11 protein-coding genes are annotated in these 14319 nt (G+C 70.1%); 6 read left to right on the plus strand and 5 right to left on the minus strand.

Annotated features, from left to right (window positions below; translation table 11 throughout):
- Positions 1-6 precede the first annotated feature (6 nt).
- The 3 genes from Vlu01_RS22890 (at position 7) to polA (ending at position 4617) form a co-directional block, all read left to right on the plus strand.
- Positions 7-987: an amino acid ABC transporter permease gene (locus Vlu01_RS22890; RefSeq protein WP_204003061.1), complete on the plus strand. Its 981-nt coding sequence runs from the start codon at positions 7-9 to the stop codon at positions 985-987.
- A 53-nt stretch (positions 988-1040) separates the two neighbouring features.
- On the plus strand, positions 1041-1793 hold the full coding sequence (locus Vlu01_RS22895) for an amino acid ABC transporter ATP-binding protein (protein ID WP_204003313.1): 753 nt from the start codon (positions 1041-1043) through the stop codon (positions 1791-1793).
- Positions 1794-1917: 124 nt separating this feature from the next.
- On the plus strand, positions 1918-4617 hold the full coding sequence (polA, locus tag Vlu01_RS22900; protein ID WP_204003063.1) for a DNA polymerase I: 2700 nt from the start codon (positions 1918-1920) through the stop codon (positions 4615-4617).
- A 91-nt stretch (positions 4618-4708) separates the two neighbouring features.
- Here polA and Vlu01_RS22905 read toward each other — a convergent pair whose 3' ends face one another.
- Genes Vlu01_RS22905 through Vlu01_RS22920 form a run of 4 tightly spaced genes read right to left on the minus strand, consistent with a single transcriptional unit; the run spans position 4709 to position 6848 of the window.
- A complete protein-coding gene (locus Vlu01_RS22905; protein ID WP_204003065.1) occupies positions 4709-5131 on the minus strand; it encodes a DUF3140 domain-containing protein in 423 nt (140 codons plus the stop codon).
- Positions 5118-5336 (minus strand): hypervirulence associated TUDOR domain-containing protein, encoded by a 219-nt coding sequence (locus tag Vlu01_RS22910; protein WP_204003067.1) that lies wholly within the window; start codon positions 5334-5336, stop codon positions 5118-5120. Before Vlu01_RS22910 ends, Vlu01_RS22905 begins: the two co-directional genes overlap by 14 nt.
- 50 nt (positions 5337-5386) lie before the next feature.
- Positions 5387-5989, minus strand: coding sequence for a Uma2 family endonuclease (locus Vlu01_RS22915; RefSeq protein WP_239096068.1), 603 nt, complete (start codon positions 5987-5989; stop codon positions 5387-5389).
- Between the two features lie 52 nt (positions 5990-6041).
- Positions 6042-6848, minus strand: coding sequence for a class I SAM-dependent methyltransferase (locus Vlu01_RS22920; protein ID WP_204003070.1), 807 nt, complete (start codon positions 6846-6848; stop codon positions 6042-6044).
- Positions 6849-7174: 326 nt separating this feature from the next.
- Between Vlu01_RS22920 and rpsA the strand changes: the two genes are divergently transcribed.
- Both rpsA and coaE read left to right on the plus strand, forming a co-directional pair.
- Entirely contained in the window at positions 7175-8668 is a 1494-nt protein-coding gene (gene rpsA, locus Vlu01_RS22925; protein WP_204003072.1) for a 30S ribosomal protein S1, read from the plus strand.
- Between the two features lie 209 nt (positions 8669-8877).
- On the plus strand, positions 8878-10059 hold the full coding sequence (gene coaE, locus Vlu01_RS22930; protein WP_204003074.1) for a dephospho-CoA kinase: 1182 nt from the start codon (positions 8878-8880) through the stop codon (positions 10057-10059).
- Positions 10060-10113: 54 nt separating this feature from the next.
- Here the strand turns inward: coaE and Vlu01_RS22935 are convergent, their stop codons facing one another.
- On the minus strand, positions 10114-11712 hold the full coding sequence (locus Vlu01_RS22935) for a hypothetical protein (protein WP_204003075.1): 1599 nt from the start codon (positions 11710-11712) through the stop codon (positions 10114-10116).
- Positions 11713-12089: 377 nt separating this feature from the next.
- On the opposite strand from Vlu01_RS22935, the gene uvrB reads away from it, so the two are divergent.
- Positions 12090-14198 (plus strand): excinuclease ABC subunit UvrB, encoded by a 2109-nt coding sequence (gene uvrB, locus Vlu01_RS22940; protein ID WP_204003077.1) that lies wholly within the window; start codon positions 12090-12092, stop codon positions 14196-14198.
- Positions 14199-14319 lie beyond the last annotated feature (121 nt).

A 14319-nucleotide genomic window follows, 5' to 3' on the forward strand; every position in this document is an offset into this window, starting at 1 on the left:
CACGACATGACACCGGAAACGACTACCGAACGGGCACGGCCAGAACCAATCAGGGCCGTGCCCGTGCGGCATCCCGGCCGCTGGGTGGCTGTCGCCGTGCTGGCGGTCCTCGCGGCGATGTTCGTGCATGTACTCGTCACGAACGACAACTTCCAGTGGTCGTTCATGGTCGATCACATGTTCCGGCCGCCGGTCATCGAGGGCCTGCTGCGTGGCACGGTCACCATGACCATCTGCGCGATGCTGCTCGGGGTGTCCCTCGGCATCGTGGTGGCGATCATGCGGCTCTCGTCCAACCCGATCCTGCGGGTGGTCGCCTGGCTCTACACGTGGGTCTTCCGGGCGGTACCCCGGCTGGTGCTGCTGGCGGTCTTCGGCAACCTCGGCATCCTGTGGAGCCGGATCGAGTTCGGGGTGCCGTTCGACACCCAGATCGGCCAGCTCTTCGGGATCGACAATCTGCAACTGCGGGTCTTCGGGTTCAGCTCCCGGGACGTGTTGACCGGCTTCGTGGCCGGCCTGCTCGGGCTGGCGCTGTCCGAGGCCGCCTACATGGCCGAGATCGTGCGGGCGGGCATCCAGTCGGTGGACGAGGGGCAGACCGAGGCGGCCTCGGCGCTGGGCATGAGCCGGGCGCAGATCCTGCGCCGGATCGTGCTGCCGCAGGCGATGCGCGTGATCATCCCACCGACGGGTAACGAGACCATCGCGATGTTGAAGGACACGTCGCTGCTGTTGGCCGTGCCGTACAGCGTCGAGCTGTTCTTCCAGCTCGACGCGGTGGGGAAACGGACGTTCCAGATCTTTCCGATGTACGTCGCGGCCGTGCTCTGGTATCTCTTCCTGACCAGCATCCTGCTGATCGGGCAGTACTTCCTCGAGCGGCACTTCGCCAAGGGGTACGGGCGGACCGAGCGGGCGCGGCTCCGGCTGCGGTCGATCACCGCGGAGGCCGGTGGCGGCGGCGGTACGGGAGGTGACACGTGACCGGACAACCCCAGGCACCTCAGGCCGACGCGCCGGAGGCGGAGTCGGGCCTGATGGTCCGGGCCGAGCAGGTGCACAAGTCGTTCGGGTCGCTGGAGGTGCTCAAGGGCGTCGACCTGGAGGTCCGGAGCGGGGAGGTCTGCTGCCTGCTCGGGCCCTCCGGCTCCGGGAAGTCGACCTTCCTGCGGTGCATCAACCACCTGGAGAAGATCAACGCCGGGCGGATCTGGGTGGACGGCGAGTTGATCGGCTACCGGCAGCGTGGCGACAAGCTGTACGAGATGCGGGAGAAGGAGGTTGCCGCGCAGCGCCGCGCCATCGGCATGGTGTTCCAGCGGTTCAATCTGTTTCCGCACAAGACCGCGCTGGACAACGTGACCGAGGCGCCGCTGCTCGTGCGCAGGGAGAAGCGGAGCGAGGCCAGGGACCGGGCGGTGGCGTTGCTGGAGCGGGTCGGGTTGGGCGACAAGCTGCACAACTACCCGAGTCAGCTTTCCGGCGGGCAGCAGCAGCGAGTGGCGATCGCGCGGGCGCTGGCCATGCGGCCGAAGCTGATGCTCTTCGACGAGCCGACCAGCGCGCTCGACCCGGAGCTGGTCGGCGAGGTGCTCGACGTGATGAAGGACCTGGCCCGCGACGGCATGACGATGATCGTGGTCACCCACGAGATCGGGTTCGCCCGGGAGGTCGGCGACTCGCTGGTCTTCATGGACGACGGCGTGGTGGTCGAGCAGGGCAACCCGCGTGAGGTGATCGCCAACCCGCAGCAGGACCGCACCAGGTCCTTCCTCGCCAAGGTCCTCTGACCGGGTTCCCTATCCGTTGATCATGAGGTTGGCGGCGGTCGGCTGCCGCCACCTCATGATCAACCGCTTTGGGGGTGGGCCCCGCCTGGGTCAGCTTGTCGGTGGCACGGACTAGAGTCGCAGCGTGACAGCTACCACCCCGCGCCTGCTTCTCGTCGACGGCCACTCCCTGGCCTACCGGGCGTTCTTCGCCTTGCCGGTGGAGAATTTCTCCACCACGACCGGGCAGCCGACCAACGCGGTCTACGGCTTCACCTCAATGCTGATCAACGTGTTGCGCGACGAGCAGCCGACCCACATCGTGGTCGCCTTCGACGTCTCCCGCCGGTCCTTCCGCACCGAGAAGTACGCGGAGTACAAGGCGGGCCGCAGCGAGACTCCGACCGACTTCAAGGGCCAGGTCAGCCTGGTCAAGGAGGTCCTGGCGGCGCTGCGCGTCCCGGTGGTGGAGAAGGAGGGCTACGAGGCCGACGACGTCCTGGCCACGCTGGCCTGCCAGGCTCGTGACCAGGGAATGCCGGTGCTGATCTGCACCGGCGACCGGGACGCCTTCCAACTCGTCGACGAGCAGATCACCGTGCTCTACCCGCGCAAGGGCGTCTCCGATCTGGCCCGGATGGACCCGGCGGCGGTCGAGACGAAGTACGGCGTCACCCCCGACCGCTACCGCGACCTCGCCGCCCTGGTCGGTGAGACCAGCGACAACCTGCCCGGCATCCCCGGCGTGGGCCCGAAGACCGCGGCGAAGTGGATCAACGCGTACGGCGGGGTGGAGGGTGTCATCGCCCGCGCCGACGAGATCAAGGGCAAGGCGGGTGACAGTCTCCGCGAACGGCTCGCCGACGTGATCCGTAACTACGAGATCAATCGCCTGGTCGCCGACCTGGAGCTGCCGCTGCGCCCCGAGGACGCCCGCTGGCCGGGATGGGACCGGGAGGCGGTGCACCAGGTCTTCGACACCCTCCAGTTCCGCATCCTGCGCGACCGTCTCTACCAGTACCTGGAGGCGGTCGAGCCGGAGGCGGAGTCGGGCTTCGACCTGGCCGGCGAGGTGCTCGCCGCGCCCGGCGCCCTGGCCGGCTGGCTGGAGACGCACGCGCCGGCGGGCACCGGCGTCGGCGTCGCGGTCAAGCTCGACACCGGTCCGAACCGCCGACACACCGCCACCGTCACCGGCATGGCACTGGCCACCGGTGACGGCGCGGCGGCCTGGTTCGACCCGGGTCAACTGGAGGCCGGCGACGAGGTGGCGCTGGCGGCGTGGTTGGCCGACGAGACCCGGCCCAAGGTGCTGCACGACAGCAAACCGGCCGTGCTCGCCTTCGCCGCGCACGGGTGGGACCTCGCCGGCATCGCCCGCGACACGCAGATCGCCGCCTATCTGGCCCGCCCCGACCAGCGCTCCTACGACCTGACCGACCTGGCGCTGCGCTACCTGCACCGGGAGCTGCGGGTCGACGCCCCGCAGACCGGGCAGCTGACCCTCGACGGGCTCGGTGACGACAGTGAGGCCGAGCAGAACCTCATGCTGCACGCCCGGGCCACCCTCGACCTGGCCGACGCGATCGACGCGGAGCTGTCCCGCGACGGGGAGCAGTCGACCCGGCTGATGGCCGGGGTGGAGCTGCCGCTGATGCGGGTGCTGGCGCAGCTGGAGCGCACCGGCATCGCCGCGGACACCGACTACCTGACGGAGTTGGAGGCGCACTTCGCCGCCGAGGTGAAGGCCGCCGCGCAGGGCGCGTACGAGGCGGTCGGGCGGGAGTTCAACCTGGGCTCACCCAAGCAGTTGCAGGAGATCCTCTTCGGCGAGCTGGACCTGCCCAAGACCAAGCGGATCAAGACCGGCTACACCACCGACGCCGACGCGTTGCAGTGGCTCTACGCGCAGAATCCGCACCCGGTGCTGGCTCACCTGCTGCGGCACCGAGATGTGGCCAAGCTCAAGTCGACGGTGGACGGTCTACTCAAGTCGGTCTCCGACGACGGGCGCATCCACACCACCTTCAACCAGACGGTGGCCGCCACCGGTCGGCTCTCCTCCACCGAGCCCAACCTGCAGAACATCCCGATCCGCACCGAGGAGGGGCGACGCATTCGGCGCGCCTTCGTGGTGGGGGAGGGATTCGAGTGCCTCCTCACCGCCGACTACAGCCAGATCGAAATGCGGATCATGGCGCACCTGTCGGCCGACGACGCGTTGATCCAGGCTTTCAACTCCGGCGCCGACTTCCATGCCGCGACCGCGTCGTCGGTCTTCGGGGTGCCGCTCGCCGAGGTCACCCCGGACCAGCGGCGCAAGATCAAGGCCATGAACTACGGCCTGGCGTACGGGCTCAGCGCCTTCGGCCTGTCCCAGCAGCTCAGCATCAGCGCCGAAGAGGCGCGCGGGCTGATGGAGAACTACTTCGCCGGGTTCGGCGGCGTGCGGGACTACCTCCAGGAAGTGGTCGCCCGGGCCCGGCAGGACGGCTACACCTCCACCATCCTCGGCCGCCGGCGTTACCTGCCCGACCTGGTCAGTGACAACCGGCAGCGGCGGGAGATGGCCGAGCGGATGGCGCTCAACGCCCCGATCCAGGGCTCTGCGGCCGACATCATCAAGGTCGCCATGCTGCACGTCGACACCGCGTTGCGGGACGCCGGTCTGCGCTCGCGGATGCTGTTGCAGGTGCACGACGAGTTGGTCTTCGAGGTGGCGCCCGGAGAGCGGGCGGCGCTGGAGGAACTGGTACGCCGCGAGATGGGCGGGGCCTACCCCCTCTCGGTGCCGCTGGAGGTGTCGGTGGGCGACGGCCCCGACTGGAACAGCGCCGACCACTGACACCTCGCCCAGATCTTGGTACGAAAACGCCCTTATGACGGCGCTCTCGTACCAAGATCTATCCACGTCCGGTGTGGACGAGCCGCCGCCCTTAAGCCGGTCGGGTCCGGCGGGCCCTGGGTGGGGTGCGGTGCCGCTCCAGGGCCTTGCGGGACGGGCCGCCGGGTGGCGGCAGCTTGGCCTTGACCGGGTCGTGGCCCCAGTTCATCAGGGAATAGCGCCATCGGGTCGCACGTACGTCGCCGCTGGGTCGCTGCGCCATGTGCCGCCGGACGTACCCGACGACCTTGCGCATGTGTTTGTAGTCGGCCTCGGTGAGCTGGTCGCGTTTGCGCCGGAGCAGGTCGATGATCTTCCGGCCGGACTGGTGGCCGACCGACTCGCCGCCGCCCTTACGCCAGCCGACCTGTTTGGACTCCTCCGTCTCCAACCACGTGGACAGCTCGCCGGGCTTCATGTTCACCGCCTCGGTGAACTCCCGGTAGGTCTGGTCGGAATCGTCACGACTGCTCACGACGCAACACCTCCGGCCGGTGGGCGACGTCTCTGCCCGAGTCGTCGTTGGTGATCCGGTACTGCGGCTCGTCCGCAGAGGCGTTCACCGGGTGTCCGCGCACATGGGTGCGTTCGGTAAGTTTCTCCTTGACGACTCCGTACGCTCGGCCGCGGTGGCTGGCCCAGGAGACGTGGTCGCCGGTGCGGAACTCCTTGTCGGCCATGCCGCCCGGTTACCCGAGGTCGACCTGGGGAAACGACCAGGTGGTACGGGCTACGCGACGATCTCGGTGATCGGCAGCTTGATGTCGAAGGGCTCGGTCAGCTCGATCAGTTCCGCGCTGTCCGCCACGAGTTCGTACTGCTGCTCCCCGCCCGGCCCGATCCGGTCGCCGAGGCGGTAGGCGTACAGGTGCACCGGATCCTGTTCGATGCGCCAGTAGAAGGGGATGCCGGCGGCGGCGTACTCACCCGGCTTGGCGAACCGGTCGACGCGCCGGGTGCCGGGCGAGACGACCTCGACCGCCAGCACGACGTCCGCCGGTCGTAGCCGGGAGCGGTCGGACGGCAGCCCGGCGCGGCACAGCAGCACGTCCGGTTGCCGGCTGGTGTTGTGACTGAGCGCGACGCCAACTGCCTGGGTGGCGCGCAGGTGGGCCGGGGCGTGGGACCGCAACCACGACGTCAACAGGAATGAGATGTTCTGGTGGCCCAGGGTGGGGGAGGGTGTCACGTGGATGACTCCGTCGACGAGTTCGACGCGGGGGGCGTCGTCCGGCAGGGCGAGCAGGTCCTCCAGCGTGTAGTCCGCACGCTGCTGCCGCATCGGGTCCGGACACCAGGGGCCAGGTGATGTCGGGATGGGCTCGGCGCTCATGAGGTGAGCGTACCGCCGCTGCTGCGCCCCGAGGTCGCACCGGGAGTGCGGCTCAGCCGGCGGGTTTCTCGGCGACGAAGATGGCGGTGCCGGGGAAGAGTCGGCCGCGCAGCGGACTCCACTGCCCCCAGATCCCCTCGTGTCCCTCGGGCCACTCGGGTTCCACCAGGTCCATGAGCCGGAATCCGGCACTCACCAGTTCGCGTACCCGGTCGCCGAGGGTGCGGTGCTGCTCGACGTAGGTGGCGACGCCGTGCTCGTCCTGCTCCACGTACGGCGCGGTGTCGAAGTACGAGTGCACGGCGACCAGCCCACCCTCGCCGGGATCGTCCAGGAAGATCCAACGCATCGGGTGGGTGACCGAGAAGACCCAGCGACCGCCCGGGCGCAGCACCCGGTGCGCCTCGCGCATCAGTGCCGCCGAGTCCTCCACGAACGGCACCGCGCCGAACGCCGTGCAGGCGATGTCGAAGACCTCGTCCCCGAAGGGCAGCGCCAGCGCGTCGGCCTGCGTCAGGGGCACGCGTACGCCGCTGCGGGCGCTGGCCTGCGCCGCGTGCCGCAACATGCCGGCGGACAGGTCCAGTGCGACCGGCCGGGCACCCTCGGTGGCCAGCCAGCGGGAGCAGGACGCCGCCCCGCAGCCGATTTCGAGCACCCGCCGCCCGGCCACGTCGCCGAGGAGCCGGGCATCGGCCTCGCGCAGTCCCTCGGGACACCAGACGAAGTCGACATCGCCCAGGAAGCTGCCGTGTTCGGCCTGGTAGGCGTCGGCGTCGGCGTCCCACCAGCGTCGGTTGGCGTGGCGTGCCTCGGCGTCACCGACCTGACGTCGGGTCACCCGGTGGTCGTCGTTCACCAGGCCACGCTAGGCCCTCACGACGTCGTTGCCCGCGGCGACCCGTCGCGGCCACGGCCCGCCTGGTCGAAATCTCCGCTTTCGCGGCTGGTGCGCCGATGAGTAAGACGGGAGGGCTTGCACGCTGTGGTAATGCAGCAGGTAGGGTAGACGATGCGCTCGCGGATCGTGTGCCTCGGCAGGGAGCAGGTGCGCGGTCGGCGGAGTCACATCAAGATCTCGTTCAGCGATATCCAGGTGGGCCCGCCGACGGATCCGCTGGCGCGCACAGGTCACCGCGACACCAGCCTGCTGTGACACACCATCCGACCGGAGCAACCGCCCACATGACGAGCAGCATCGAGGCCCCCTCGAGCGCCACCAAGGTCACCGTCGACGATCTCGGCTCAGAGGAGGCTTTCCTCGCCGCGATCGACGAGACCATCAAGTACTTCAACGACGGCGACATTGTCGAAGGCACCGTCGTCAAGGTCGATCGGGACGAGGTCCTGCTCGACATCGGCTACAAGACCGAGGGTGTCATTCCCTCTCGTGAGTTGTCGATCAAGCACGACGTGGACCCGGCAGAGGTCGTCTCGGTGGGCGACCACATCGAGGCCCTTGTCCTCCAGAAGGAGGACAAGGAGGGTCGACTGATCCTCTCCAAGAAGCGGGCGCAGTACGAGCGGGCCTGGGGCACGATCGAGAAGATCAAGGACGAGGACGGTGTCGTCCGCGGGTCCGTCATCGAGGTGGTCAAGGGTGGCCTCATCCTCGACATCGGGCTGCGCGGCTTCCTGCCCGCCTCGCTGGTCGAGATGCGGCGGGTGCGCGACCTGCAGCCGTACGTCGGCCGGGAGCTCGAAGCCAAGATCATCGAGCTGGACAAGAACCGCAACAACGTGGTGCTGTCCCGCCGTGCCTGGCTGGAGCAGACGCAGTCCGAGGTGCGCACCGAGTTCCTCAACAAGCTCCAGAAGGGGCAGGTCCGCAAGGGCGTCGTCTCCTCGATCGTCAACTTCGGCGCCTTCGTCGACCTGGGCGGCGTGGACGGCCTGGTGCACGTCTCCGAGCTGTCCTGGAAGCACATCGACCACCCGTCCGAGGTCGTCGAGGTCGGCCAGGAGGTCGAGGTCGAGGTCCTGGACGTCGACCTGGACCGCGAGCGGGTCTCGCTGTCGCTGAAGGCGACCCAGGAAGACCCGTGGCGTCAGTTCGCCCGCACCCACGCCATCCAGCAGATCGTGCCGGGCAAGGTCACCAAGCTGGTGCCGTTCGGCGCCTTCGTCCGGGTGGACGACGGCATCGAGGGCCTGGTCCACATCTCCGAGCTGGCCGAGCGTCACGTGGAGATCCCCGAGCAGGTCGTCCAGGTCGGCTCCGAGGTCATGGTCAAGGTCATCGACATCGACCTGGAGCGTCGCCGGATCTCGCTGTCGCTCAAGCAGGCCAACGAGGGCTTCGTCGAGGGCGAGGAGCACTTCGACCCGACCCTCTACGGCATGGCGGCGACCTACGACAACGAGGGCAACTACATCTACCCGGAGGGCTTCGACCCGGAGACGGGCGAGTGGCTCGAGGGGTACGACCAGCAGCGGGAGGCGTGGGAGCAGCAGTACGCCGAGGCGCGGCAGCGCTGGGAGGCGCACCAGAAGCAGGTGCAGACCTCCCGGGCCGCCGAGGCCGAGGCCGCTGCCAACCCGCAGCCGGCTCCCACGGGCGGCGGCACCACCACCTCGACCAGCGCGGCACCGAGCCGGCAGGCCGAGGAGCCCGCGGGCACGCTGGCGACCGACGAGGCGCTCGCCGCACTGCGGGAGAAGCTCGCCGGCGGCAAGTGAGCCTGCGGCGCTTCCAGGAGCGGCGCGTCTGAGGCGCGTCACGACCTGGATCTGTCGGCTGACGACAACGGGCCCCGTCCCGACCCGGACCACCGGGTCGCGGCGGGGCCCGCGTCGTTGGCGCTGCCGCTTGGATCTCGTTCCGACACCCGAACGGACGGCGTCCTCGCGGTGTGGCACGTGCGGCGAAGATCGGGTTGACTGGTCCCGTGCTGAGGGTGGGGTTGACCGGCGGGATCGGTTCGGGCAAGAGCGCGGTGGCACGACGGCTGGTCGAGCTGGGCGCGGTGGTGATCGACGCCGACCTGCTCGCCCGAGAGGTGGTCGCGCCCGGAACCGAGGGTCTCGCCGAGGTGGTCGCCGCCTTCTCCGACCGGGTGCTGGACGCGGACGGGGCCCTGGACCGGGCCGCCATGGGTGAGTTGGTCTTCGCCGACGAACCGGCCCGGCGCCGGCTGGAGTCGATCATCCACGGTCGGGTTCGGGCCCGTACGGTCGAGCTGACCGCTGCCGCCCCGCCGGACGCCGTGGTGGTCAACGACGTTCCGCTGCTGGTCGAGGTGGGGTTGGCGCCCGCGTACCACCTGGTGGTCGTGGTGCGCACGGAGGTGGAGACCCGGTTGGCACGGCTGGCCCGCGACCGGGGGATGAGCCGGGCGGAAGCTCAACGCCGGATCGCCGCCCAGGCCGACGACGCCCGCCGCGCGGCGGCGGCGGACGTCGTACTGGCCAACGACGGCGCCCTCGAACAACTGCACGCGGCGGTCGACGCGCTCTGGCGCGACCGGCTGGTGCCCTTCGAGATCAATGTGCGGCACCGGCGGGCGGTGCGGATGGACCAGGTCCAGTTGGCCGAGCCCGACCCGACCTGGCCCCAGCAGTACGCGCGGCTGGCGGACCGGATCCGGCACGCCATCGCTCCGGACGACCTGCGGATCGACCACATCGGCTCGACCGCCGTCGCCGGCCTGGCCGCCAAGAACGTCATCGACATCCAGCTCAGCGTGCCGTCCCTCGCCGAGGCTGACGGTGTGTTGGCCGAGCGGCTGGCCAAGGCCGGTTTCCCGGCGCTGCCGGGCCAGTGGTGGGACAGTCCCCGACCGGCCGGCAGCGGCCGGTGGGAGAAGCGGCTGCACGGCAGCGCCGACCCGGGCCGCCCGGTTCACCTGCACGTGCGGGTGACCGGTTCGCCCGGCTGGCGGTACGCCCTGCTGATGCGTGACCACCTGCGGGCCGACCCCGACCAGCGGGCCGCGTACCTGGCGCTCAAGCGGGAACTGGCGGCGTCCGCGCCGGACGTGGGGACGTACGCCACAGCGAAGGACCCGTGGTTCGACGAGGAGCACCTACGGGCGGAGGAGTGGGCCGCGCGCACCGGTTGGCGCCCCTGAGATCGCGGCACCGTTCGTCGGCCCCGGCGGGGGAGCGCCACGCCGGCTTCGGGGTCAGCGCTTCGCGGGCGGCCGGGTCAGCGGTGGTACCCGGCCCGGATCCAGGTCGAGTTGCGCCCAGGCACCCGCCCGCGTCGACAGTTCCAGCCGGCGCAGCATCCCGCCCCGGTCGACCCAGTAGCGCAGCGGCCCTCGGGCGGTGTCGACCTGCACCACGTCGACTGTGGCGCCGGCCAGGGTGTCGCCGCGTACCCGTTCTGCGTTGCCCGGCACGCCGGTGGGTCGGGCGGCCCGCAGCGCGGCGGCCACCAGCGGGTCGAGGGCTTCCGTGCGGTGTGGTCCCGCCCGCCATCCGGCCTTCGGTGGCGGCAGTGGCGGACGTGCCGTCGCGTCGGACGTCGCCGTGCCGTCGATCCGGGTGACCTTGCGATCACGGTGGCGGACCAGGGTACGTCGACCGGCCGTGTCGAGATCGGTGACGCTCAGGTACGCGGTGCCCGACGCCCAGCTCAACCAACCGCTGCCACGGAGGTTGGTGGCGGCGGAGGCGGGCACGGTAAGGGTGGCCCTCGCTCCGCCGACGCTCCGTAGGCGGGCCGGCAGTCGGCGCCAGCGGTCCCGTTCGGCGGCGGTCAGGGCGCGTGGCAGGCCGGGGCGACCGCCGAGCGCCTCGACCGGCCGCAGTGTCGGTCGGTCGGCCCGGTTCAGGGCCACCGTCACCGATCCGATGCCGGCGAGATCGGCCTCCACCCGGTGCAGCCGACCGGCCTGGTCCAACCAGTAGCGGGCCGGAGAACCGGCATTGGCATCGGGGGCGCGGCTCGCCGACGCGCCGGAGCCGGCCGTGGAGACCTCCAGGACGTCGACCGGCTCACCGTTGAGACGTTCCCGCCCCACCCAGCGGCCGACCCATCCATCCACCTTGTCGGGCCGGTCGGCGGCGAGCGCGAAGATGAGTCCGAGCAGCGGGTCGATGCCCCGGCCGGCGGGCAGCCGCCAACCGCCGGGCGGTGGCACCAGCGGCGGCACGGCCGGCGTCGGTGCGGCCGTCGGATCGGGCCTGATCACCAGCACGGTGGGGGTGGCCTGGACCAGTCCGCGCATCGGGCCGGCACCGGGGCCGCCCACGTCGAGATAGGTCAGCCCGCGGGCCCAGTCGACCCAGCCGAGCAGGTCGGTACGGGTGGCGCCGTCGCCGGCGGTGATGTGTAACCCGGCGCGCAACTCGCGATAGTTGGTCACCCGCATGGCGGCCAGGCGTTCCCGTTCGCCCGTCGTCAGCTCCCGTGGCGGCGGCCCGTCCGGTGCCCAGGTGACCAGTGTGGCGACCAGCATCACGGCGGAGATCACTGCGGTGAGGGCCAGCCCGGTGAGGGTGAGGCGACGCCGTCGGTCGGCCGCCCGCCGCGTGTCGTCGGCCTCGGTGGCCGCCCCGGCCAGATCCTCTTCCTCGGCCCGGTTCCCGGCGGCCAGGTCGAGCAGCCCGCCGGAGACCACGGCCCGGCGGATGCCTGGCCGTGACTGCGGTGGCCGGGTGGCCGGCTCGGTGACGGCCAGGTTGAGGGCTGCGGGTGGCACGATGCCGGCCCGGTGGCGACGGTAGGCCGCGCGGTGTCGACGGTTGTCGGACGGCGGTTGTGAGCTGCTCTCCACGGGAGGATGAACGGGTTGGACCGCGTCGGGGTGACGAGCAGGGGCGCTCGCGGCGGCCGGTCAGCGCTCTCCGCGCGACCACGTCCGGTGCGCACGCCAGGCATGCCGGGTGCAGCGACCCTCGGTGCCGGGGGCGGCGTGGCCTGTGCGGCCCGCCACCGGCCCGGTCGGCCGCCGCGAGCGGCCTACGGGAAAAGCGTAACCGGGTGAGAAGAGCCACACAATGCGAATATTGAAGCCGATCAGGTGCCGCACGTAGTCGTCCGGGACCGGTGGGGCAGTGTCGACGCGCCCACCGTCGCAGACCGGGTGGTCGGTCCGGCGGCGGGGGCTCGGAAAGGGATTGGTTGTCGGAGCCCCGGCGTACCGTTGAGGTCATGGCGCTCGACATACCCCGACTCGACGGTCGCTTCAAGGTCATCAGTGATTTTCAGCCGGCCGGTGACCAGCCGACGGCGATCGACGATCTGGAGCGGCGGGTCCGTCGGGGTGACCGGCACACCGTGCTGCTCGGCGCCACCGGCACCGGCAAGAGCGCCACGGCCGCCTGGCTGATCGAGCGGTTGCAGCGCCCCACGCTGGTGCTGGCCCCGAACAAGACGCTCTGCGCGCAGCTGGCGAAGGAGTTCAGCGAGCTGCTGCCGGACAACGCGGTGGAGTACTTCGTCTCGTACTACGACTATTACCAACCCGAGGCGTACATCCCGCAGACCGACACGTACATCGAGAAGGACTCCTCGATCAACGAGGAGGTCGAGCGGCTGCGCCACTCGGCGACGATGTCCCTGCTGACCCGCCGTGACGTGGTGGTGGTGGCGACCGTCTCGGCGATCTACGGACTGGGCACCCCGGAGGAGTACCTCGACCGTGCGGTGCGGGTCGCCGTCGGCCAGGAGCTGGATCGTGACCAGTTGCTGCGCCGGCTGGTCGACATCCAGTACACCCGCAACGACATGGCCTTCCAGCGCGGCACCTTCCGGGTCCGCGGTGACACGCTGGAGATCATTCCGGCGTACGAGGAACTCGCGGTACGCATCGAACTCTTCGGCGACGAGGTGGAGAAGCTCTACTACCTCAACCCGCTCACCGGCGACGTGGTGCGTGAGGTGGACCATCTGCTGATCTTCCCGGCGACCCACTACGCCGCCGGGCCGGAGCGGATGGAGCGGGCGGTCCGCGACATCGAGGCGGAGCTGGGTGAGCGGCTGGCCGAGCTGGATCGGCAGGGCAAACTGCTGGAGGCGCAGCGGCTGCGGATGCGCACCACGTACGACATCGAGATGATGCGGCAGGTGGGCTTCTGCTCGGGCATCGAGAACTACTCGATGCACATCGACGGCCGGTTGCCCGGCAGTCCGCCGCACTGCCTGCTCGACTACTTCCCCGACGACTTCCTCACCGTCATCGACGAGTCGCACGTGACGATTCCGCAGATCGGCGGCATGTACGAGGGCGACGCCTCGCGTAAGCGGATGCTGATCGACCACGGGTTCCGGTTGCCCAGCGCGGCGGACAACCGGCCGCTGCGCTTCGACGAGTTCCTGGATCGGGTCGGGCAGATGGTCTTCCTGTCGGCCACGCCCGGTCCGTGGGAGCTGGAGCACGCCCAGGGCGAGTTCGTGGAGCAGGTGATCCGCCCGACCGGCCTGGTCGACCCGGAGGTGGTCGTCAAGCCCACCAAGGGCCAGATCGACGACCTGATGCACGAGATCAAGCTGCGCACCGAACGGGACGAGCGGGTGCTGGTCACCACGCTGACCAAGAAGATGGCCGAGGATCTGTCCGACTACCTCCTGGAGAACGGCATCCGGGTGCGTTACCTGCACTCCGAGGTGGACACGCTGCGGCGGGTCGAGCTGTTGCGCGAGTTGCGTCGCGGCGACTACGACGTGCTGGTCGGCATCAACCTGCTGCGGGAGGGCCTCGACCTGCCCGAGGTGTCACTGGTGGCGATTCTCGACGCGGACAAGGAAGGCTTCCTGCGCAGCGGCAGATCGTTGATCCAGACCATCGGTCGGGCGGCCCGCAACGTCTCCGGCCAGGTGCACATGTACGCCGACAAGATCACGCCGTCGATGGCGGACGCGATCGAGGAGACCAACCGGCGGCGGGCCAAGCAGATCGCACACAACGAGGCGCGTGGCATCAGCCCGGAGCCGCTCCGTAAGAAGATTCACGACATCCTGGACGACATCTACCGGGAGGCGGAGGACACCGAGGCGACCCGGGTCGGCGGTGCGGTGCGGCAGTTGTCCCGGGGCAAGGCGCCGGTGAAGGAGACGCGCAGCCGGGTTCGGTCCAGCGCGAGCACTCCGGCGCGCGAGGGCATGGCGCGTGCCGAGTTGGCGCAGCTCATCCAGGAGCTCAACGATCAGATGCTGGCGGCCGCGCGGGAGTTGCAGTTCGAGCTGGCGGCGCGGATCCGCGACGAGATCGCGGATCTGAAGAAGGAGCTGCGTGGGATGGATGCTGCCGGCGTGCGGTGAGGAGCGGCGCGGAATGGGCGCTGCCCACCCGCGGTAGGAGAGGAGCCACGGGGGTAGCGGAATGCGAGCGTCCTATTGCCCTAAGTGATCGCCGTGCCCTACTCTCCCTCGGTGGGAGGCG

Source organism: Micromonospora lutea (genome assembly GCF_016863535.1).
Taxonomy (GTDB): domain Bacteria; phylum Actinomycetota; class Actinomycetes; order Mycobacteriales; family Micromonosporaceae; genus Micromonospora; species Micromonospora lutea.

Bases quoted from the DNA above. Each gene is read 5' to 3' on its own strand.
- Vlu01_RS22890 (WP_204003061.1), top strand. From the start codon at position 7: ATGACACCGGAAACGACTACCGAACGGGCACGGCCAGAACCAATCAGG.
- Vlu01_RS22895 (WP_204003313.1), top strand. From the start codon at position 1,041: ATGGTCCGGGCCGAGCAGGTGCACAAGTCGTTCGGGTCGCTGGAGGTG.
- Vlu01_RS22910 (WP_204003067.1), bottom strand. From the start codon at position 5,336: ATGGCCGACAAGGAGTTCCGCACCGGCGACCACGTCTCCTGGGCCAGC.
- Vlu01_RS22915 (WP_239096068.1), bottom strand. From the start codon at position 5,989: ATGAGCGCCGAGCCCATCCCGACATCACCTGGCCCCTGGTGTCCGGAC.
- rpsA (WP_204003072.1), top strand. From the start codon at position 7,175: ATGACGAGCAGCATCGAGGCCCCCTCGAGCGCCACCAAGGTCACCGTC.
- uvrB (WP_204003077.1), top strand. From the start codon at position 12,090: ATGGCGCTCGACATACCCCGACTCGACGGTCGCTTCAAGGTCATCAGT.